The following is a 21,987-nucleotide window of genomic DNA, read 5'->3' as shown; positions in this document are numbered from 1 at the left end:
CCGACAGACTTCTATCTGTCTATTAGCTTATAACGTATTGTGGAAAAGATGAGTTTCGAATTTCCGGTCAAGTCCAACCTGTTTTATCTGAACCATGCCGCCGTCGCGCCCTTGCCTCGCGTCGCTGCCGAAGCCATGCGCCACTATGCGGACGATGCCATGAACTGGGGAAGCTTCCACTATCCCGAGTGGATGGCTGCCATTGATGGTGTGCGTACCGAACTCAGCCGGATGATTGGCTGTAAGACCGGCGAAGTTGCTCTCGTCAAGAACACCAGCGAAGGCATCGCCACGATCCAGATGGGAATCGACTGGAAAGTGGGTGATGTGGTTGTAGTGTTTCTTGAAGAATTCCCTGCTAACCAATACTGCTGGAGGCTATTAGAGGAACGAAAAGGCTGCAAGCTGCGTTGGCTCAGTATCTATGACCCCCTTGAGAAAATTGAGGAGGCTTGCCGCGGAGCCCGGCTTCTGGCAGTCAGTTGGGTGAATTATCTCAGTGGTTTCCGGGTAGATTTGAAAGCAATTGGCGAGATCTGTAACCGCCACAATGTCTTTTATTTCGTCGATGCAATCCAAGGGCTGGGGGCCTACCCTCTCGATGTAAAAGCATGCGGGATCCACGCCTTGGCTGCTGATGGCCACAAATGGTTGCTGGGACCCGAAGGCTGGGGTGTTCTCTATATCGAACAAGAGGTTCAGGATCAAGTCTTTCCAGTAGAATTCGGATGGACTACTGTAAGGAACTGGGCCGACTACTCGAGCCGCGACATGACCCTTCGCGCCGATGCCGGCCGCTACGAACCTGGGACTCTGAACGTCGCCGGATCATTCGGACTCCACGCCTCGATGAAGCTCTTAAATGACCGGGGCATTCTCGAAGTCAGCCGGCGCGTTGACGCGCTCGCTCAGCATCTTGCCGACGGTCTTCTCAAGCTCGGGTGTGAGCTGCTCACAGAACGAAGCCAATCGAACGGATCGGGAATCCTCAGCTTCCGTAAGGACGGCATTGATTCCACCCGTCTGCATGCGGCTCTCAAGACGCGCAAAATCCTCTCGGCGCCTCGCCAGGGCTGGGTCCGCTTCTCTCCTCACTTCTATCTCGAAATCGAAGAAATGGAAACCGTTCTCGATGCCGTCCGTGATAGCTTGAACTCCATATGAAGCTCGGTGCCGTTACCTACAACGTCCTCAAGGATTGGGACGTGGACACGATCATCAAGAACCTCGAAATGGCTCGCTTCGAGGCGGTGGAACTCCGAACCGGTCATAAACATGGGGTGGAACCTACACTGACGCCGGAGGCCCGCAAAGCCGTTGCGGCCAAGTTCAGTGCCTCAAAAATCCGGCTGCTCAGTTTCGGCTCTACCGCTGAGTTCCAATCTCCGAACGAAGCCACGCGCCGCGAGAATGTGGAGAATGCCAAGCGCTTTGTGGACTTGGCTCATGACACCGGAGCCTGGGGTGTGAAGGTGCGGCCCAACGGAATGCCTGAGGGGGTGCCTGAAAATACGACGATCGGTCGTATTGCGGACTGCCTCCGGGAAGTTGGGGATTACGGAAAGGGCAGGGGAGTGGAGATCTGGCTGGAGGTCCATGGCCCCGTTACACAGAATCCTCCCATCGCTGCAGCCATCATGAAAGCGACGCACCATGAGATGGTGGGTCTCTGTTGGAACTCCAATCCTACCGACGTCTCCAATGGAAACATCGAAGCCTCCTTCCGACTTCTTCGTCCCTGGATCAAGAACGTCCACATCAACGAACTTGCCGGACCCTACCCCTTCCGCCAACTCTTCCGCTTGCTGCGCGAATCCAAATACGAACGTTACACACTTGCCGAAGCTGCGGAGAGTAAGGAGCCAGAACGCTTCCTTCGCTGGTACTCTGCGCTCTGGAGCGAAATGCAGAGACCATAATGTACAAACTCTTGCTCTTGGTTACTGTTGCTTTTGCTGATGCTTTCGCCGAGCAGCCAACGGACATCTTTCTCCTCATTGGACAGTCGAACATGGCCGGGCATGGCGTTGTCGAGGCGCAGGACAAGAGGCGAATTCCTCATGTCTTCACACTGACCAAGGAGAAGACCTGGGTTCCAGCGATCGACCCGATTCATTTCGACAAGCCGAGCCTGATTGGGGTTGGGCTGGGACGCAGCTTTGCGGCGACGCTGATTCAATACAAAGCCGTCAGGTCAGTCGGGCTCGTACCTGCCGCTTTCGGCGGTTCCGCGCTCGAAGAGTGGACTCCCGGCAGCGAACACTATCGCAACGCGGTTGCCCGGGTGAAAGTGGCACTGGAAGGCAAGAACGCACGGCTGCGCGGAATCCTCTGGCATCAAGGCGAAGCCGATTCAACCGAAGCTCGCTCTGCTACTTATGCAGTTCGCTTCACCGCCTTCATCCAACAACTCCGTGCCGACCTGGGGACTCCCGACTGCCCGGTGCTGGTCGGTCAATTGGGTGAATTTTTGAAAATGAATCTTTCTGAAAAAATTAATCTACAACTGGCGACCCTTCCGCTCAGCATTCCTCATACCGGCTTTGTCTCCAGCCAGGGACTCAAGCACAAAGGCGATGAGATTCACTTCGACTCGCCAAGCCTACGCGAATTCGGCCGACGTTACGCCTTAGCGTGGTTGGCGCTTCCGTCTGGCCGTTGAATGATATAAGCTTAATCCCATGTTTGGAAAGTGGATACTCGGCGGCATCGCTTGCCTCTCGGTTTGGGCCGCAGCCAGCACCTTCTCGGCCCATCGGATGGCGCAGCGTGATGCTCACATCGACAATTCGGCCCTTCTCGCTGGTACCAACGCTCCCAAAAATATTGAGAACATCGTCGATCGGGCTTGTCGGGATTGCCATTCCAACAAGACGACTTTCCCTTGGTATGCCGGGCTTCCTCCCATCTCCTGGATGGTGGAGAAAGATGTCGAGAAGGGACGCAAGTTCCTGAATATGTCGAATTGGGAGAAGTACTCTCCCGCTCAAAAAGTCGGTTTTCTTGCCAGCATGACGACGTCCACGATGCAGAACCGCATGCCTCCGCAACCCTACCGGATTTTGCATTGGCCCGCGAATCTCAGCGCCAGCGATCGTGCTGAGATCAAGAGCTGGGCGATCGGCGAGTCCAAGCGCATCATGGCAGAAGTCCGCGCCGCTCGTAAGGCACAATCTCAGCAGTAATCACAATATAGTTTGTAGGATGCGAACCATTGGGTTGTTGTGCATCCTCACTTTGAAGGCCTGGGGAGAGCTGCGTGCCGGCGCCGCTGAACGAGACATCACACCTCCTGCAGGGGCCCCCCTCGCGGGCTATTACTACAATCGGGCTGCGACCGGAACGCATGATCCTCTGCATGTAAAGGCTCTTGTCCTCGAAAGCGATGGGGTCCGGATTGCCCTCGTCACCTGCGACCTCACCAATCTTCCGGAATCGATTGCTAGTGCGGCACGCCGGCAGGCTGGGATTCCGGCCACCCATGTCATGATCAGCGCGACGCACACGCACACCTCGCCGATCGTGCTCGGTGGTTTCAATCGTTACAATCTCAGCGGCGAGCCGAAGCGCATGGCCGAAGACTACGCCGCCCGGCTGCCTGGAATCATTGCAGGCGCGATCTCAGATGCTGTGGCTCACCTCCAGCCGGCACGCCTCTCCGCCAGCATCGGGAACGAGGCCAGCATTGCCTTCAACCGCCGCTACTGGCTCAAGAATGGAAGCGTTGGCTGGAACCCTGGAAAAGGAAATCCAGAAATTGTTCGTCCGGCTGGTGCGGTTGATCCACAAATTCCGCTGCTTTACATAGAAGGCGTTGATGGCACTCCCATTGCCGCCTATCTGAACTATGCGATCCATCTCGATACCATCGGCGGCACGGAGTTTTCGGCAGATCTGGCGAATCCGCTCAGCGAAGCTCTGCGCGCTGTCAAAGGCAAGAACTTCATGACCCTCTTCACCATGGGTTGCGCCGGCAACGTGAATCACATCAATGTCCAGTCCAAGGTCAAGCAGAGTGGGGCGGGCGAGGCAGCGCGGATTGGCACCATTCTGGCCGCCGCGGCACTCAAGAGCATGGACAGGCTGGAGCCGGTCGAGGACCACCGGATCAGCGCTCGCAGCGAAATCGTGCCGCTCGCGCTGCGGGAATCAACTGCTGCAGAACAGACTCAGGCGCGAGCCACCGCCGCAACCTTTGGCCAAACTTCCGCTGCGCCCTTTCTCGATCTGGTGAAGGCCGCTCGTATTCTGGAAGTGGCTGAGCGCAAAGGTGTGCCGCTACAAGCCGAAGTGCAGGTTCTCCGCATGGGCAAAGACCTTGCCTGGGTGGGACTTCCAGGAGAAGTTTTTGTCGAGCTGGGTTTGCAATTGAAGACCCAGTCGCCGTTGCGCTGGACGATTGTCGCCACCCAATCCAATGCCTCTCTCGGCTACATGCCGAACCGAGCGGCATACGCGCAAGGCGCCTATGAGGTGGTCAGCACGCGTCTGGCTCCGGGCTGGGCAGAGCGTCTGGTAGAACGGGCCTTGGCCATTCTCAGCGAAGGTGCAAAAGAGTGAAGATCTCTTCTGAAGTGCTCATTCGCCTGGTTCTTGATTTGTTTCGCGAGCATGCGCATGGCCGTGAGGATTTAACCAAGAGCGATGTCGTGTGGGATCTGCTTCTTCGCCGCTTTCCGGACATTGATGGTGTCATCATGCCACCTCGACGGGAGGACATCCAACGAATCTATCTGGCTGACTTTATCAACCTCACGGCAAAAGGTTCCTATCATCCTTCTGCCGCTCCTCCGAACGGTCCTGAGTTCCGTCAGTCTCTCGAGCACAACGCAGTCCTGCGGATTGCGGCTCACGCGGCTGCACCGCCTACGCCCACGATCGGCAGTCAGATTTTGAACGCGATGGAGGTCCTGAGTGGCGACGACATGGCTTCTCTCGCACTGGTGATCACAATGGCGATGGGCCGGGAGCAGCAGGAAGCCATGCGTATCGCCAAGCTCCTCAGCAGCATCCAGGCGGACCATGGAATAAGCGTCGTACATGCGCCGAAAGAGAAACCAGCCCAGAAGCTTCCTCAGCCGTATACCCCTGACGAGATCCGTTCCCGGCTCAGCCGTGGCTACCGGGGTGGAGTTTAACGAACGATCAAGACCGGCGCCGCCACCTCATGACGCACCGCATTGATCGTAGAGCCAAAGATGAGATCTTTGATGCCCGCATGGCCATGGGCCGCCATGATAATCAGGGATGGCGAAGCGGCGCGGGCCGCTTCGATGATGGCCTGGCGCGGGCTTTTCCGGTGCACGACAGAGGCTTCGGCCTCAATGCCTTGCTCCTTCAGTTTTCCAACGATGCGCGTGAGGTAATGACTCCCCTCTTCCACCTCAGCCGTCTCGCTCAAGTCCCCATACACCTGACTGGTCACACCCTCTTCAATATGGAGCAGCAGCAGCCGGGCTCCATGCTGGCGGGCAAGCGCGCTTGCGTGGCCGAGCGCAAACCGGTCGCGATCGGAGTGGTCGAGCGGCACCAGGATCAATTCGTACTTGGGCGCCTCAAAGGCAAGAATCTCGGGCTCCGGCAAGATGCCGGTCACTCGTGTCTGTGCCAGCTTCGGAATCCAAGGCGAAGCGGTCACATAGAGGAGCAAGCCCAGAATCGGCAGCACCAGCAGCCACACCCAGGCCCCGAAGGCCTCCAGCGTTTCCCAGGCCAGTTGCAGATTCAGCGCGACAATAATTGCTGCCGTCACCCAGGCCAGCAACTGTACCCAACGGGCATTGGCAAACTCGCCCATCCGCTTCTGGTCGGAGGTGAAATGAATGAGCGGAATGATTGCGAAGGGCAACTGCAGACTCAGCACCACCTGACTGAAGATCAACAGTTGATAGGTGGATTCTTCTCCGGCAATTACGATCGTGATGATGGCGGGGATGATTGCAATCAGGCGCGTCACCAGGCGACGCAACCAGGCCTGCATGCGAATGTTAACGAAGCCTTCCATGACGATCTGGCCGGCCATGGTGCCAGTGATGGTGGAGGACTGCCCAGCGCAAAGCAGAGCCACTGCAAAGAGCACACTCGCCATCCCTGTGCCGAGCAAGGGCGTCAGCAATTGATAGGCCTGCTGAATCTCTTTCACTTCCTGGCCATGCTTGAAGAAGGTGCTTGCCGAAAGGATGAGGATGCCCGCATTGACCAGCAGCGCTAGGTTCAGTGCGAGGGTGCTATCGATCAGATTGAAGCGGCAGGCTTCACGCTTTTCCTCGACGCTCTTGCCAATCCGCCGTGTCTGCACCAGAGCCGAATGCAGGTACAGGTTATGCGGCATCACGGTCGCCCCCAGAATGCCGATGGCGACATAGAGGCTGTCTCGATTCAGACGGGGAATCAGGCCACTGGCCATCTCGCCGATATCTGGCTTCGCAAGGAAGATCTCGATGGCAAAGCATCCGCCAATCGTCGCGATGAGGACGAGGACGACGCTCTCAATGATCCGGATGCCATAGCGAGTCAGCCATAGGATCAGCAGAGTATCGAAGCTGGTGATCAGGACGCCGTAGAGGAGGGGGAGATGGAAGAGGAGATTCAGTGCGATCGCCGCGCCGATGACTTCCGCCAGATCGCAAGCCGCAATCGCTAATTCGCAGAGAATCCAAAGCGCGTAGTTGATGACGGGCGGATAGCTCTCGCGACAAGCTTGCGCCAGGTCGCGGCCGCGGACGATTCCCAGGCGGGCGCAAAGGGTCTGCAGTAACACCGCCATCAGGTTGGACATCACCAAAACCCAGAGGAGGTGGTAGCCGAAGCGTGCGCCACCTTCGAGGTCGGTGGCCCAGTTGCCCGGGTCCATGTAGCCAACGCTGACGAGGTAGGCCGGTCCGGAAAAGGCCAGCATGCGGCGCCAGAATCCAATCTGGCGCACATGAACACTGGAATGAACTTCCGCGAGAGAGCGGGAGGCGGGGTCGCCTTGAATCATAGGTAGCTCTTACGAGTTAACTATAGTTTACAACTATTTTCCGAAACGGATTCGCCAGATTTTGTTGTTGCCATCTTCGGACACCAAAAGGCTTCCGTCGCTCAATTGGGCCAAGCCCACGGGCCGTCCCCAGACCTCGCGCTCTTTCGCGTCGAGCATCCAGCCGCTGACAAAGTCTTCTGCCGGGCCTGCGGGCTTGCCATTCTGAAAGGGGAAGAATACGATCTTGTAGCCGACGCGGGTGGCGCGATTGCCCGAGCCGCGCTCTGCCAGGAAGATCCCGTTCTTGTACTTTGCCGGGAACTGCTTGCCGGTATAGAAAAGGAAGTCCATCGCGGAGACGTGAGCGCCGATCACCAGATCCGGCTCCACTGACTTCTTCACCATTTCAGGTGCTTCGCCCTTATGGCGCGGCTCTTCATTCTGGCCGATATATGCGTAGGGCCAGCCGTAGAAAGCGCCGGGCTTCACTTCGGTGAGAAAGTCCGGAACCAGATCGTCGCCCAGTCCATCGCGTTCCTGTACGGACACCCAGAACTTGCCGGTAACAGGATTCTTGCGGAGTGAGACAGGATTGCGCAAGCCGCTTGCAAAGATTTCGTGGCCGCTGCCGTCCAGATTGTACGAGTTGATGGCGGCGCGATCTTTCGGATCGCCGGTGTCGACATTCGATCCGGAACCCACGCCAACCAGAATCTTGTTTGCCTTTTCATCGAAGGCAATCGAACGCGTCCAATGGCCCTTGCCATAGCCCTTCAGCGAAATGATCTCTTGGCCCGGACCGACGCTGAGCTTCTTTGCATCGAAGGGATAGCGCTTGATCGATTCGGCTTCAGAGACATACAGATACCCCTTGAAGACGGCGAGCGTAAAGGGCCGATCGAGATCGGTCAGGATCGCCTTGTGATCTTTGCCGTTGTTGGTCAGTGCGATCACACTTCCCTTGGCTGTGCTTTCTGAAACCAGCACCGTGCCAGGAGCGACCTCCAGCAAAATGCGCGGTTTGGAGAAGCCGCTGGCATACTCTTCCACGGTAAAACCGGCCGGAGCGTTGAGTTTGCGGCCTTCCGGCTGGGGGATCAACTTGGGAGGATTCGTTGCCGACGGAGTAGCGAAGGGAGCCGGCAATTGGACCTTCTGGTCAGCGGCAGAAAGGGCCAGGGCTAAGGAAAAAGAGAGCGAGAGTTTACGCATATGAAGAATGAGGGGAAGCGAAAGTGTATCATGCCACCGCGGCGCCGGAAGCTTCCAGCGCCGCGGTGAGGTGGGTTAGAGGTTGGTCAGGCGCTTGTCGCTATCGCCAAATTTGTCGAGCTTGACGCCCATCCGGTCCATCAGCGAGAGGTAGAGGCTGCAAGCACGGCGCTGGTCGTTTTCCTTGTCGAGATAGTCGAGTACGCGGCCAGTCTTCAGTGAGCCGCCGCCCTTGCCCGCAAGGAGAATCGGCATCTGATCGGCGCTATGAGTGTCACCGTCAAAGAGGTTGGAGCAGAGCATCAGCATCGAGCTGTCGAGCAGCGATTGGCCGCCTTCGTCGATCTTCTTCATCCGGTCCACCAGATAAGCAAACTGAGCGATGTGGAACTGATTCGTCTTCAGATACATCGCCTCGGCGGCGGGAGCCTTGCCGTTGTGAGTGAGATCCAGATGCAGGGCGCCCTTGACCCCTTCGAGGAACTTGAAGTTCATCTGCGACAGATCGTTGTTCAACATGCAGGTGGCGACACGCGTCTTGTCCATCTGGAATGCCAACACGGTCAGGTCCATCATCAACTTCATGTGCGCCGGAACATCCTGCGGCAGGCCGTCTGCCGGACGGGGCATATTCGGTTTGGTCAGCGTGGGACGCCAGCCTTCCAGCCGTTCTTCCTTCGAGGCTCGCTCAATGCGTTTCTCGATGTCCCGAATCGATTCCAGATACTCGCCTAACTTCTGTTTGTCATTGCGGCTGATCTTCGGTTCGAGACCATGTGCTTCCTGCAGTACCTCATCGAGAATGCTACGGTCCAACTGCCGTCCGCTGCCATCCCCCACCAGGAGATCAAAGGTGCGGGCCGGATAGATTTCCTTCGTGGCCGGTTTCGTACTCGTTGCCCAGGATAAGCACGAGCCATAGATCATCGACAAGCCGTCTTCGAGACGCAGCTCATTCGGTTCGATGCCCAACACCAGGCTCGGCACCGCGGTCTGGCTTCCGATCTGCTGCGACAGCACCTGATCGAAAGTGGTTCCAACCCGAATATCAGCCGGGTCCAGACTGACCTTGGCGCCCGAAAGCGTATTCGGCATGCGGCCCAGATGTGGGCTGGTCGAGACAAATGCCTGCTGGTTGTACAGCCCCCGTACGAAGTTCATGTCTTCGCGATGGGGCATCATCGCTTGCAAGGCGGGGCCCAACTCCATCGACGAGCCTTCGCCCTTGGCAAACCAATGGATCGGTTCTACGCCATTGGAAAAATAGATGCAAGCAAAGCGGACCGGCGGACGATCTTTCGGGCCCGCCGCAAACACCGGCAGCGATTCCATCCAGGGAAGGGCAAGAGCGACTCCAGCTCCCCGGAGAAAATTACGGCGTGACTTTGGCTGATGCGACAGATCTCGTTTGATTCGGTTCATTGCTTCCTTCCATCTCCCGCTTATAGCGGAATTGCTTACTGGTAACTACGTCAATTGCCAACTGGGCAAAGCTGGCGTCACCGCCCGCCTGCACCATTTTCCGCACCAACAATTCGTCGGAGGCCAACACTGTGCGGCCCAGTGCATAGCCGATGATCTTTTGCGACATCGTGCGCATCACCTGGTCCCGCTGCGTATCGAGATACTTCACCAGACCATCGACTCCAGCAACTTCCGTCTTGTCTGCCATCTCTGTTGTATCTTCGATCGGTTTTCCGTCCGCGTAGAGCTCGCGTGTCCGGCCTACCGGATCGTACTTTTCGAGCGGGAAGCCCAACGGATCGATTCTCGAATGGCAACCGGCGCAAGTGGCATTGCGCTTGTGTGCGGTTAATCTCTCCTTGACGGACATGCCGCCAAAGGCCTTGTCGTCTGCCGGGATTGAACCTGCATCGGCCGGGGGCGGGGGAGTTGGTGTGCCGAGGATGCGGCGCAGCAGCCAATCGCCACGCTTGACCGGGCTGGTGCGCAGCGGTGCGGAGGTCACCGTCAAGACAGTGCCCAATCGCAGAACTCCACCGCGCTGGAAGCCGTTGGCGCCATCCACCTGGACAACCGGTCCGGGGGAGGCGATCTCCGCTTTCACGCCATAATGCTTTGCCAGTGCCTGGTTCAGGAAGGTATAGTTTGCATCGATCACTTCGCGTACCGGCCGGTTCTTCCGAATGATGTGTTCAAAAAAGGAGACAGACTCGTCGTACATCGAAGCCTTGATTTCCTCGGTGAACTCCGGGAAGCGGCCGGTATCGACGCCACGATATTGATCAAAGCGATAAAAGCCGAGCCATTGTCCAAAGAGCTCGATTGACAGGCGGCGAGCCTTCGGATCGGCCAACATCCTGCGAGTCTGCTTCTCGATTCCAGCAGTCTGGGACAGTTCTCCCGCAGCTGCGGCGCGGCGCAATTCGTCGTCGGGCAGGGAAGCCCAGAGGAAGTAGCTCAAGCGGCTGGCGAGTTCCCAGTTGTTGAGGGGCTGCGCAGATGCGGACTGTACCGGCTCTTCCACACGATAGAGGAACGCGGGCGCCACCAGAATGCGAGCTAGCACGGCACGGGTTGCCTTCACATGATCGGCCTTCAATACTTCCCGTTGCCGTTTGTAGAAGGAGCGCAGGCCTGCGCTCTCGGCGGGGCTCAGTGGATGCCGCCACGCTTTGGCTGCAAACTGGAGTACCTGTTCCAGATGCCCCGGTTCCGCCAGCAATTGCGCACGATAGGCCGCATCATATTCCTTCTTCAGCGGAGCGACATACTTGCGGGCTTCTTCCGGCATGGCATCGATTTCAGCCGGCGTCAGCTTTGCCATCGGCTTGCCCTTGAGACCCAGTTTGTACTTGGTGTCCAGGAAGATCAGGAACTGGTCGTGGTACTCATACGCCACATAGAGGTCATGCCAGGCCTGGTCCAAACGGACCCGGGAAGCATCGTCGAGAATCTTCTCGTAGAGGAACTTGTCTGTGCGGTAGTACTTGAGCTTCTGATGATAGAGATCGCGTTCCGGTTGATTGTAGGTATTGTTCCAGGGAGCTGGAATGGGATCCTTATCCGCCGGTGTCGCTTCTCCTTGTGAGTTCTGCGGCAGTATGGCGCCAAAGGCGAGGACATTCGATTTCCAGGTCTGGTAGGCCTGGCTCTTGGCGTCGCCGAGCAGAACAGAAACGGGACGGCCTTTCGAGGCCTCTTCGCGATCGGACAACACAGCACGTGCGATCGTATCCCCACTTGCTGAAGGCAGCAGTTCGACATCCACCTGGAAGTCCATCGTTGTGGCGTCTTCCGGCACCTTGAAATCGAGCGCAATGACGCCATCTTCAGTCACCGTCCGCTCGGTCACCTCAGGCACCGGAATGCTGGCTCCAAACGGAGTTTTCTCATTGCGATAACGCACCACGCCATTTCGCCAGATCACGGTCGGCTTCTCTTTGGCTGACGGGTTTGCCGAAGCGGTGGAGAGAAATACGCGAATCGGTTTTCCGGCGCGGAGCCGTGAGGCGAACTTGAAGTGATGCTTGGCCTTGACGGCAAGTGTCTCGTCATCAAGAGACAGCGCGCGTTCATCGCCTTGCCCACCTTCTGCCGCTTCTCCGGCGGCAAAGATCCAACGCACCCAATTCACGATCGATTGCTGCACCTGCACGCTTCCAGCGCGGGCTGCCTTTTCTCCCGCGCGAGCGGCAGGCATCTTCTTCCATTCCGCCACCACGACCGAAGTCGGATAAATCGGATTCGGTTGATTCAAGACCTGCAGCAGGTGCTCCACAAATCGTGGGCTACTTCCTTCGCTTTTCGCAATCTCCGCAATCGTGGCGCGTGGTTGCCCCAGTTCGCGACGATGCTGGTAACGCCAAGCGGCATAAACAGCTTTGGAAACCCGTTCGAGACCGTAAGGCTTTCCGCCCTCGCCGGAGACGGCGCGAAATCCATTCTTTTCGTAAATTTCCTGAATTCGCGTGATTGCCGAGATCTCGAAGCCGCTCTTGCCGGGATCAACAAAGAAGTCGAGCGGTCCGGACCCGATCACCGCGTGTTCTGAGAGAGTCTTTGCACTATGCAGATAGCGCTCCAGATAAGCATCCTGCATGAACTGGACATCACCGAAATTTGTAAAGCCTTCTCCGCCCACGGAGTCGCTGACGAAATCGCCATCCACCTTGACGTCCATGCCCGTCAGGTCTTTGACCGTATACCCGTATTCCGCACTGGTCAGACGCCGCACGGTCACCCGGCCGGGGTCACCGGCGTGCTTGGTGGCATACTCGTCCAGCCGGGCCCGGATCCAGGCCACGGTCTGCTTTCGGTCCGCTTCGCTCGGCTGAGGCATCTTGGCCGGCGGCATCTGCTTTTGCTCGAGTGCCGTCGCCACTTTCTGCCATTGCTGAAAGTGGTCTCCAATGGTGGTCATCTTCTCGATGCTGATCCCACCCATCGAAGCCTTGCCATGGCATTGGGTGCAGTATTGCTTCAAAAGTGGGGGTGCAACGGGACTGGCGGCGGATTCATTTGCAGCTGGGAGTGCAAGTGGAAGCAACAGAGAGCTATACCGGAGAACCCTAGAGATGTTTTTTAGATTAAGCATCCTAAGTATTGATGGTGCCAACTCTATCACTTTGCACTGCAAGAATATAGGGGTCTATCATGTAGGACAGTGTCCAGACTGCTGCCGGGTTTATTTTCTCTAATTTTTCTCTTTCCTTTCGCTCATGCCAACGCTGCTTCCCTTCTGGTGCAATCCGCGCCATTAAGCTTCTTTTATCAGCGAGGGGGAAGTCTCCCTCCCGCCCAGGTGGTGCAGATTCAGAGTGATGGCACTCCGCTGAGCTATAGCGCGACGGCGACAAGTTCCGGGGATTGGCTTCGATTGGGCACCAATACTGGAACCACTCCTGGAATTTTATCGGCGAGTGTCGATCCTGGGAGGCTCGAACCAGGCACCTACGAGGGATTCATTACGATCTTTGCGCAAGGCGCATTGAATAACCCGCAACTCCTTCGAGTGAATCTCACCGTACTGGTGGGCCACACCCTCAGCGTTGCACCGACTTCGCTGAATTTCTCTCATCGTCTTGGTACGGCTTTGCCCCTGCCGCAGCAGCTTGTGGTGGGCACCAACTCCTCCCCACTCGACTTCACGGCCGTCGTCAGCAGCAATGGAAACTGGCTTTCTGTTGCTCCAAGCAGCGGCGTCACACCAGCGACCATCCAGGTTGCCGTCAACCCAACCGGACTCGCAGCGGGCAGCTATGTCGGCACGATTCTGGTCACGGCGCCGGGCACGATCAATGGTTCGATGACGGTGACAGTGACCCTCACTGTCAGTCCGGTCCAGACGCTGATTGTTTCGACGAATCCGGTTGTGTTCAGCTTTGAGAGTTCGTCCTCGCTGCCTTTTGCCCAAACGCTCATTGTCGGAAGCAATGTTCCAGCGATTGGCTTTACCGTTGCCCCCTTGTCGGGCGCCTCCTGGCTGAGTGTCACACCGGGCGCGGCCACCGCCCCGGCGACGATCGAAATTCGCGCCAATCCCGCTGGACTGGCGGCTGGGAACTATTCGTCCTCGATCGTGATCACCTCTTTCGGCGTATCCAATTCGCCGGTGGTGGTTCCGGTCACGATGGCGATCACATCAAACCAGCCGGTCACCTCGGTGGGCGGCATTGTGAATTCGGCGAGCGCCCCATCCACACAGATAGCCCCGGGTTCGTTGTTTTCGATCTATGGAATTCGCCTGGCGACGGAAACGGTTGCGCCTTCGGGAATCCCGCTTCCCACCACAGCGGGTGGAGTGAAGGTTGAGGTGAACGGAGTGGCCGCGCCGTTGTTCTACGTCAGTGAAGGACAGATCAACGCGCAGATGCCCTATGAAATTGAGGTAGGGAATGCGACCGTGGTGGTCACCACGAATGGAGTTGCAGGGAAGGCGACGGTGATCCCGATCCAGGCCAGCGCGCCAGGAATCTTCCTCAATCCCAATAGCACCCGCGCCCTTGTCCAGAACGAAGATTACAGCCTGAATGGCGCGACGAATCCGGCGAAGGTCGGCACCTATATCACGGGTTATTTGACCGGCCAGGGGGTGTTGGACAATCCTGTTCCAACTGGTATGTCTGCTCCGCTGGCGCCTCTCTCGATTCCCCAGGCCCCTGTCTCGGTGAGCATCGGAGGCGTTCCCGCAAAGCTTTACTTTGCCGGACTCACTCCGGGGCTGATCGGGGTCTTCCAGATCAATGTGCAGATTCCGGAGCTTCCGGCAGGGGAACATCCGCTGCAGGTGAAGGTTGGCAGTAGCAATAGCAATGCGGCGACGATCATCGTCGGACGCTAAGCCTCAGGCGGGCGTCACGCGGACATCCACCTCGAGCGTGTGCTCGCCGCCGCCAATTGTGATGCCTTTGACGGGGGTGACGTCCCCGTAGTCGCGTCCCCAGGCAATGGTCAGATGGCCTGTCCCTGGCAGAACATTGTTGGTGGGGTCGAAGTCGATCCAACCTTGTTCGGGGACAAAAACTGACACCCAGGCATGCGACGCCTGGGCTCCCTGGAACTCGGCATCGCCACGCAGATAGCCGCTCACATACCGGGCGGCGATGCGATGAGCTCGCAGCGCGCCAATCATGACGTGCGCGTAATCCTGACAGACGCCTTGCCGCTTTTCGAGCACCTCTGCCAGCGGCGTCTCGATTGCGGTCGCCTTCGGTTCATAGGCAAAGTCACGATAGATCTGGCGCATCAAGGCCTCGGCAGAAGACGCCAGCGAATGTCCTTGTTGCAGAGCGGGCTTTGCATACTCGGCCAGATCCTCGAGCCAGGGCACATACGGAGAGGGCCAGATAAAGGCATTCGCTTGCAGCATGTCGTCCCAACGCGGCGAGAATCCAAGCGTCGATTCCCGCGGTAACACCTCCACCAGGCTCTCTGCGCTCACGATGAACTTGTTGTGCGGCTCGAGGACCGCAAAGGAGCTGACGTCGTTGCCAAAATAGTCCTTGCGGGACAGGATCGCGCGGGGCGCCGGACTCACCGTCAGATTCCAGTCGCGCAACTGCTGGTTCGGGAGGATGCGTGGCGTCAGTCTCGCTTCGCTCAGGCAATGCGAAACCGGACCTTCGTAACTGTAGCTGGTGGTATGGATGGCGCGATAAAGCATGGCGTTATACCGGAGTGAGCCGTGAAGGCATGATATGCGTCAGGTAGCGGCCGGTCAGTGCTTCGGAGAGATCAAAGAGATCCCGCCGCAGCGTATCGAGAAACTGTGCGAGCACGGGCATCTGTAGAAAGTCCTGTGTGTTTGCCAGCCGCACTGCGGTCTGAGCCTTCAGAGCCAGGCGGCGTTCCGCACTGAGCCGGTCGCCTGCTTCCTGGCGCGGAAGCCGTTGGGTCAGCTCCACCAGACTGGCCAATTGGAAGCCGATCGCATGTGGGTTGGTTTCGTCAATCAGCAGGAGGTCGAGAACATAGTTGGGGCGAAGGGCGGTCAGGTAACGTGAGCGATAGGTGATGGAGCTGTCGGCAGTCTGCAGCACCAGATCGAGGCTCGATCGCGAGGAACTGCCAAGAGTCATGCCATGCCGGAGCAATTCGATCATTTGCAGCGCACGCTCCAGCCGCCGTCCGATCTCAAGAAACCGCCAGCCATGACCACGGGTGGTTGAGTCCGAGAGTAGGCCGGCAAAGGCCGACAGCGAGGTAATCGCTTGATCGAGGTGGATTTGTAATGAAGCGGGCCGCTTCTGCACAAAGGGATTGGAGGGCCGGCTTGCTTCCGATTCCAGTTGTTGCAGCACGCGCCAGGTATCGCTCGAAAGCCGTTCCTTGAGCGGCCAGGCCGAGCGGCGAATTTGCTTGAGATTCCATCCCAGGCTCGACATCCCGGCCAGGTCATAGATCATCCCTGTCAGCATCGCTTCGAGCTGATGCAATTGTTCGCCGATGGGCGCGGTGAGTACGGACTTGGGCAAATACTGATACCCAACCAACAATCGCACGGTGGCATCGAGTGAGATATCGTGCGAAATTTCCTCTTCGCCGGCCAGGGCAGGCAATACGCTGCGGAGCAGACGAATTAACGCTTCGACACGCTCCGTATAACGGCCGAGCCAGAACAGATTGTCTGCCACCCGGCTTGGCAGATCGCCGCTAATGTGGGGCTGTACACTCTCTTCCGGATCAAATGCAATGCGAGCAAACTGCGAGGGTTCCGGACGCCCCAACACCCAGGTGTCCTTGCTCCCGCCCCCGTGCTGCATCGATACGATCAAAGAGGTAGTGGAGTTTGACACGCGGGTCATGCCTCCGGGCATCACAGCATAGCGCTCTCCGTCCCAGGTCGCATAAGCGCGCATCATAATATGCCGTGAGCTCAGGCCATCCTCGGTCCACACCGGTGCGGTGGAGAGTGACACGAGCTCTTGCGCGATGTAGTTCTCAGGACGCAACTCGATCTTGCGAGCCAGTTCTGCCCGCTCTGCTGCGCTCAGCCGATCGCCGAAGATTGGATTTCGTCCGAAGCCAGGGAAGGTTGGCTTGATGATGAGTTCGTGCAGGTGCTCGAGGACAAAGCGCCGCTCATAGGGTTGGCCGCACCACCAGGTGGCGACGGACGGGAGCCGCAGCTCTTCTCCGAGCAGCTTACGGCAAAGTCCCGGCAGAAAGGCACGGTGTGCCGGCGTTTCAATCAGTCCGCTGCCGAGCGCGTTTGCGATCACGACATTGCCAGCGCGCACCGCGCCGAGCAGTCCCGGCACGCCCAGCAAGGAGTCGCCACGCAACTCAAGCGGGTCGCAGTAGTCGTCGTCCTGCCTCCGGAAGATCAGGTCCACTTGCTCCAGACCTTCCAGTGTTTTTAGATAAACTCGCTGATCGCGCACCGTAAGGTCCGGACCTTCCACCAGCGGGATCGAGAAGGTCTTTGCCAGATAGGAATGTTCGAAATAGGTTTCGTTATACGGACCGGGCGTCAGCAGCACCATGCGGCGATTGCCGCCGGCCAGTGAAAACAAGCCATGCCGCTGTGCGGCAAAGAAGTTCGTGAGTGGGCGTACCGAGTGCTGGCTGAAGAGATTCGACAGCGTACGCCCGGCAGCCAGACGATTCTCCAGCGCATAACCAGCGCCGGAGGGCACCTGTGTCCGGTCCGCAATCACCCACCAGAGGCCATCAGCGGAACGCGCCAGGTCCACGGCATAAAAATGGAGGCGAATGTCTCCCGGCACAGGAATTCCGTGGCAAGGGCGCAGGAAGTTCGGATTGGCAAAGACCAGTTCGGGCGGCAACTTCTGCTCGTGCAGCAAGCGTTGCGGGCCATAGCAATCATTCAGGATCTGATTGAGCAGGGTGGCACGTTGGGCGATCGCCTGCTCCAACTGCGTCCATTCCGCATCGGGAATGATGAGTGGAATCGGGTCGAGCGGCCACAATCGTTCTGTACCCTGTGCGTCTCCATACACGTTGTAGGTGATGGAGTGATTGCGCACCATCTGTTGTGCCGTCAGCCAACGACGTTCGAACTCTTTACGCCCCATCTCCCGCAAGGCTTGCGTAAAGTGCTGCCAATGGGGACGGATCGCCCCATCCGAGGCCTGCAACTCATCCCAATAGGCCGGATCTGGCACATAGCGCCAGATGGCATCCTCAGATTTTGTGTCTTGTTCTGTTGGCAAGGGTCTCTGCCATTTCACCATGCCTCGACCTAAACTGGGGTATGCCAATTTCCGCGACGCAGTTTGTGGTTCGTTGGACGAATCCGGCTCCGGCTCTGCTTCCTCTCTTCCAGACCGCTGGTGTAGAGGCGCTTCTTGTTGCAGAAGCGAGCGCTGCTTTTGTGGAAGCGGCGGCTGCGGCAAAGCTGCCTCTCCTGCATTCCAGTGAAGAGACAGGACTCATTGGCGCGGGTCTTTGGCCCGGCGTCCGGCAGAGTGCGAACCGGGTCCGCGACATTGAAGTGGTTAGCGCCAGCAGGGAACCCTGGGTGGATGCGAACTCTTACCTGGTGGCCTACCACCGTGCGCTCGATCCCGCGAAGACGCCGGTGCTGGCCTACGAAGCAAACGAGAAAGCCGGTGTTCGGCCGGATGTCGAGATTCCGTATGACACTGCTGCGCTGGGGCTGATCGAAACCCGCATCGCCGGTGGCAATTTCGTCGTCGATCTCCCGCCTCGCTTCAAAGAAAAACTCCTCAATGGCGATGCAAAAGCACAAGCCGCCTGGGCCGGACTTGGCCGCACGGCTGCGTGGCTCCAGGCGAATGCGTCTCTTCTGGGCCGGCCCGCGCTGCCCGAGATCACAGCGATTGTCGAAGAAGGCGCGCCCACCAGGGAGATCGCCAATCTGCTCCATCGCCGGGGCGCCAGCCCGTCACTGAAGAGCATCGCGCGGGTGCCGGCTCCGGACAAAAAGATCCTCGCTCTGGTTGCGGCGAGCCTCCGGCAGGTGCCTCCTGCTGTGTACGCCCATGCAGAAGCAGGCGCAGCCGTTGTCATCGATAGCGTCCCCCCGGGCGGCGCGAAACTGATTCGCGAAGAAATCGATCGGGTCTTCTATTCTTATGGCGCCGGTACGATTGTTGCTTACCGCAAGCGCATTGTCGATCCCAGTGAGTTTGCCCTGGACGTGATCGACATCGTGACGCATAAGCGCCGCGCCACGCGGCTCTGGAATGCAAACTCCGCCATTCCTCTGGCCACGATGGGAGAACATCCCAACGAAGCCATCCTCCACATCGTCAACTACGGATCGCCGACGCAGGAAGAAATTCAGGCCCACATCCAGGGCCGTTATGCAAAGGCGACGCTCCATGCTCCGGGCAAAGATCCCAAGCCACTGAAGGTGGCTCCCCGTGGTGCCAGTTCCGAAGTCTTTGTGCCCCCCATTGAGCGCCTCGCGGTTGTGCGATTCTCAAATTAACCCGATTTCGCAAGGAGCCTCCCATGGAACTGTCACGCCGCCAAGTCCTGAGCATGAGCGCAGGTGCATTTGCCCCCATCGCTTTGCAGGGAGCACGCATCCCGAAGTCTCAATTCACCGTGCATCCTTTTGTGGAGGCACACCCGAAGGCGGTCTTCATCAAGAAGACGAATGTCGCCACCAAGACGGATGAAGAGGCAAAGCGCGCGGAAGGCCTCAGCTTTGCCCGCGACGTACTGATGCCTGTCGACCTGAAGGGAATTCCGGTCTCCCACCGCGTCATTCTCAAGCCGAATTTCACCAGCGTCCGCAACCAGCGCCCCGATGTCGAAAACCTCGGCACCGGCACCGACGCGCAGTTCTACGAAGGCATCGTGATGGGCCTTAAGGAGTTGGGCGTCAAGAAGATGTCCTTCCTCGAAGCAAACGGCTTCCACACCTGGAACTACCGCGGACTCATCGACATCAACGAACGCCACGGCATCGACATGAATGAGCCCGATCGCCGCGAGCGCAATTTCCGCGACGGCTACGAGATGACCTGGACCAAGGTGCACGATCCCGTCGTCTACTCCCGGATTCCTCACTACGCCCCGGTCAATGAACCGAATACCTGGCTGCTGAATATTGCCAAGTGGAAGTCGCACGGCATGTGCATGACGCTTTCCACCAAGAACCTGCAGGGTCTTGTGGTGAAGCCCTTCGTTCGCTTCTGCCCCGGCTGGAGCATGGTCACCGGTGTGCCGGCTTTCATGAAGCCCGACATCCACGCTGACGTCGAAGCCCGCGTGAATCGCTACTTCGACAATCACAAGAAACTCGGCTACGCCCGCTACGATAGCCCCGCCGACCTCAGCCCCGTGCATCAGGAGATCTGGGCCCACAAAACCTGTGACAACTACCAGACCCTCACGCCCGGTCTCAACATCATCGAAGGCATCTATGGCCGCTCTGGCGACGGCTTCGGCGTCGGGACAGACTACATGACCAACCTCGTGATGTTTGGGAAAGACCGTCTGAATCTGGACCTGATTGGCATGTACCTCGGCGGCCACGAGCCCGGCAACGTCAATCTTTTCCGCATCGCCAAGGAGCGTGGACTCATGTCCACCTTCAACCCATGGGAGATCGAGATCTTCGAATGGGTCAATGGCAACCCTGTGCCACGGAAGCTGAGCCAGCTTACCCGCACTCCTCTCGACACTTATTACCTCCAGAAAGTCGGCGAACCCAAGTATCACTTGGTGAACGACCGCTTCGATTACGACAAAGTTCGCGTTTGATTTGATGATTTCCTTTTCTAATATCCAAAAGCAGTACGGCAAGCAGCTCATATTCGTTGACGCTAACTTCCAACTCAATCCCAGTGAAAAAATCGGTCTGATCGGCCCGAATGGGGCAGGCAAGACCACCCTCTTCCGCATGATCGTCGGTGAGGAAACGGCCGACGACGGCGATGTTTCCGTTCCGAAGAAGGTCACGGTGGGCTACTTCCGCCAGGACGTCGAAGAAATGAGCGGCCGTACGGTGCTCGATGAAGCGATTGCCGGCAGCGGCCGCGTCGGCGATCTACACCATGAGCTCGAAGCAATCCAGAATGCAATGGGCGACCCGGAGCAGGCCGATAACCTCGATAAGATCCTTGAACGCTTCGGCGAAGTGCAGGAAGAATACGAGCATCTCGGCGGCTATACGGTTGAGTCGCAGGCGCGCGAAGTTCTCCAGGGCCTCGGCTTTAGCGAAGAGCAGATCGACGGTGACGTCGGCGCTCTCTCGGGCGGTTGGAAGATGCGTGTCGCTCTGGCCCGCGTACTTCTCGGCAAGCCCGACGTCCTCCTCATGGACGAGCCGACGAACCATCTCGATATCGAGTCCATCATCTGGCTGGAAGGTTTTCTCAAGGCCTTCGAGGGCGCCTTGCTCATGACCTCGCACGACCGGCAGTTCATGAACCGCATCGTGTCGAAGATCGCCGAAATCGATGCCGGTGAAATCACGCTCTACTCCGGCGACTACGACTTCTACGAACGCGAACGCGCCATTCGCGAATCGAACCAGCAGGCCGCCTTTGCCCGCCAGCAAGCCATGCTCGCCAAAGAGCAACGCTTCATCGAACGCTTCAAGACTCACGCCGCCAAGGCCGCTCAAGTACAGAGCCGCGTCAAGGCGCTCGACAAGATCGAGAAGATCGAGCTACCGAAGAAACGCCAGATCGTCAGTTTCGACTTCCGCATTCCGCCGCGCTCGGGCGACATCGTCGCCGAGATGACAGACCTACATAAGGCTTATGGCTCCCGCGTCATCTACAACGGTTTCAACCTCACCATCCGCCGTGGCGAACGCTGGGCCGTGATGGGCCGCAACGGGGCAGGCAAGAGCACACTGCTCAAGATGATTGCAGGGGCGACGCAGCCGGATAGCGGACAAGTCCGTCTCGGCGCCAGCTTGAATATGGGCTACTTTGCGCAGCAGTCGCTCGACACCATGGATGGTGACGCCACAATCACCGAACAGCTCCAGAACGATTTCCCCAAGGACAGCGTCGGCTCTTTGCGCTCTCTGGCAGGTGCCTTCCAGTTCTCGGGCGAAGATGTTGACAAGAAGATTCGCTCGCTCTCAGGTGGTGAGAAGTCGCGGCTGGCCATGGCCCGCATGCTCTTTCATCCGCCGAATTTTCTCGTGCTGGACGAGCCCACAAACCATCTCGATCTCGCGACCAAAGAGATGCTGGTCTCGTCGCTGAAGGATTTCGAAGGCACGATGATCTTCGTCTCCCACGACCGGAGTTTCCTGCAAGGTCTTGGCACCCGGGTGCTCGAATTGGGCGGTGAAACCGGCCTCGAACGCAATCCCCGCGTCTATCCTGGCTCCTACACCGAGTACGTAGAAGCGCTGGGTCACGAAGCTCCAGGCATCTACCACTAGACAA

At 58.1% G+C, this 21,987-nt stretch carries 16 protein-coding genes; 10 read left to right on the top strand and 6 right to left on the bottom strand.

All coding sequences use genetic code 11. The features are described 5' to 3' along the window. Positions 1-48 precede the first annotated feature (48 nt). Genes M017_RS0124555 through M017_RS0124530 form a run of 6 tightly spaced genes read left to right on the top strand, consistent with a single transcriptional unit; the run spans position 49 to position 5,138 of the window. Entirely contained in the window at positions 49-1,164 is a 1,116-nt protein-coding gene (locus M017_RS0124555) for an aminotransferase class V-fold PLP-dependent enzyme (protein ID WP_031500891.1), read from the top strand. Next, entirely contained in the window at positions 1,161-1,919 is a 759-nt protein-coding gene (locus M017_RS0124550) for a sugar phosphate isomerase/epimerase family protein (RefSeq protein WP_031500890.1), read from the top strand. Before M017_RS0124555 ends, M017_RS0124550 begins: the two co-directional genes overlap by 4 nt. Then, positions 1,919-2,662: a sialate O-acetylesterase gene (locus tag M017_RS0124545; RefSeq protein ID WP_031500889.1), complete on the top strand. Its 744-nt coding sequence runs from the start codon at positions 1,919-1,921 to the stop codon at positions 2,660-2,662. The genes M017_RS0124550 and M017_RS0124545 overlap by 1 nt, the downstream gene beginning before the upstream one ends. 19 nt (positions 2,663-2,681) lie before the next feature. Further along, positions 2,682-3,185 carry a heme-binding domain-containing protein gene (locus M017_RS28310; RefSeq protein ID WP_051670832.1) on the top strand — a complete coding sequence of 168 codons (504 nt, stop codon included), beginning with the start codon at positions 2,682-2,684 and terminating at the stop codon, positions 3,183-3,185. A gap of 19 nt (positions 3,186-3,204) precedes the next feature. Continuing rightward, positions 3,205-4,560: a hypothetical protein gene (locus M017_RS0124535; RefSeq protein WP_155121613.1), complete on the top strand. Its 1,356-nt coding sequence runs from the start codon at positions 3,205-3,207 to the stop codon at positions 4,558-4,560. Then, positions 4,557-5,138: a hypothetical protein gene (locus M017_RS0124530; RefSeq protein ID WP_031500886.1), complete on the top strand. Its 582-nt coding sequence runs from the start codon at positions 4,557-4,559 to the stop codon at positions 5,136-5,138. The genes M017_RS0124535 and M017_RS0124530 overlap by 4 nt, the downstream gene beginning before the upstream one ends. Here M017_RS0124530 and M017_RS0124525 read toward each other — a convergent pair. From M017_RS0124525 to M017_RS0124510, 4 genes are all read right to left on the bottom strand, one after another. Beyond that, entirely contained in the window at positions 5,135-6,982 is a 1,848-nt protein-coding gene (locus tag M017_RS0124525) for an Nramp family divalent metal transporter (RefSeq protein WP_031500885.1), read from the bottom strand. The two genes, M017_RS0124530 and M017_RS0124525, sit on opposite strands and share 4 nt — an antisense overlap. A 33-nt stretch (positions 6,983-7,015) precedes the next feature. After that, on the bottom strand, positions 7,016-8,176 hold the full coding sequence (locus M017_RS0124520) for a PQQ-dependent sugar dehydrogenase (protein ID WP_031500884.1): 1,161 nt from the start codon (positions 8,174-8,176) through the stop codon (positions 7,016-7,018). 75 nt (positions 8,177-8,251) lie between these two features. Continuing rightward, positions 8,252-9,598 carry a DUF1552 domain-containing protein gene (locus tag M017_RS0124515; RefSeq protein WP_031500883.1) on the bottom strand — a complete coding sequence of 449 codons (1,347 nt, stop codon included), beginning with the start codon at positions 9,596-9,598 and terminating at the stop codon, positions 8,252-8,254. Then, the gene (locus M017_RS0124510; RefSeq protein ID WP_162180041.1) at positions 9,549-12,623 is read right to left on the bottom strand and encodes a DUF1592 domain-containing protein; all 3,075 of its coding nucleotides are present in this window, start codon (positions 12,621-12,623) and stop codon (positions 9,549-9,551) included. The genes M017_RS0124515 and M017_RS0124510 overlap by 50 nt, the downstream gene beginning before the upstream one ends. A 318-nt stretch (positions 12,624-12,941) precedes the next feature. Between M017_RS0124510 and M017_RS0124505 the strand changes: the two genes are divergently transcribed. Then, complete coding sequence (locus M017_RS0124505) at positions 12,942-14,480, top strand: BACON domain-containing protein (protein WP_155121611.1); 1,539 nt, start codon at positions 12,942-12,944, stop codon at positions 14,478-14,480. 3 nt (positions 14,481-14,483) lie between these two features. On the opposite strand, the gene M017_RS0124500 is transcribed toward M017_RS0124505, so the two are convergent. Further along, positions 14,484-15,302 (bottom strand): transglutaminase family protein, encoded by an 819-nt coding sequence (locus M017_RS0124500; protein WP_031500880.1) that lies wholly within the window; start codon positions 15,300-15,302, stop codon positions 14,484-14,486. 4 nt (positions 15,303-15,306) lie between these two features. Next, positions 15,307-17,814 (bottom strand): circularly permuted type 2 ATP-grasp protein, encoded by a 2,508-nt coding sequence (locus tag M017_RS0124495; RefSeq protein ID WP_162180040.1) that lies wholly within the window; start codon positions 17,812-17,814, stop codon positions 15,307-15,309. 41 nt (positions 17,815-17,855) lie between these two features. Between M017_RS0124495 and M017_RS0124490 the strand changes: the two genes are divergently transcribed. From M017_RS0124490 to M017_RS0124480, 3 genes are read left to right on the top strand one after another with little or no spacing between them, the layout of a single operon-like run. After that, positions 17,856-19,058, top strand: a complete 1,203-nt coding sequence (locus M017_RS0124490) for a hypothetical protein (RefSeq protein WP_031500878.1) — start codon at positions 17,856-17,858, stop codon at positions 19,056-19,058. Positions 19,059-19,081: 23 nt separating this feature from the next. Continuing rightward, positions 19,082-20,341 (top strand): DUF362 domain-containing protein, encoded by a 1,260-nt coding sequence (locus tag M017_RS0124485; protein ID WP_031500877.1) that lies wholly within the window; start codon positions 19,082-19,084, stop codon positions 20,339-20,341. Between the two features lie 4 nt (positions 20,342-20,345). Then, positions 20,346-21,983: an ABC-F family ATP-binding cassette domain-containing protein gene (locus M017_RS0124480; RefSeq protein ID WP_031500876.1), complete on the top strand. Its 1,638-nt coding sequence runs from the start codon at positions 20,346-20,348 to the stop codon at positions 21,981-21,983. The last annotated feature ends 4 nt before the right edge of the window (positions 21,984-21,987 follow it).

It is taken from the genome of Bryobacter aggregatus MPL3 (genome assembly GCF_000702445.1).
Classification (GTDB): domain Bacteria; phylum Acidobacteriota; class Terriglobia; order Bryobacterales; family Bryobacteraceae; genus Bryobacter; species Bryobacter aggregatus.
The sequence above is the reverse complement of the archived record's forward strand: the minus strand, read 5'-3'. Positions and strand labels throughout refer to the sequence as shown.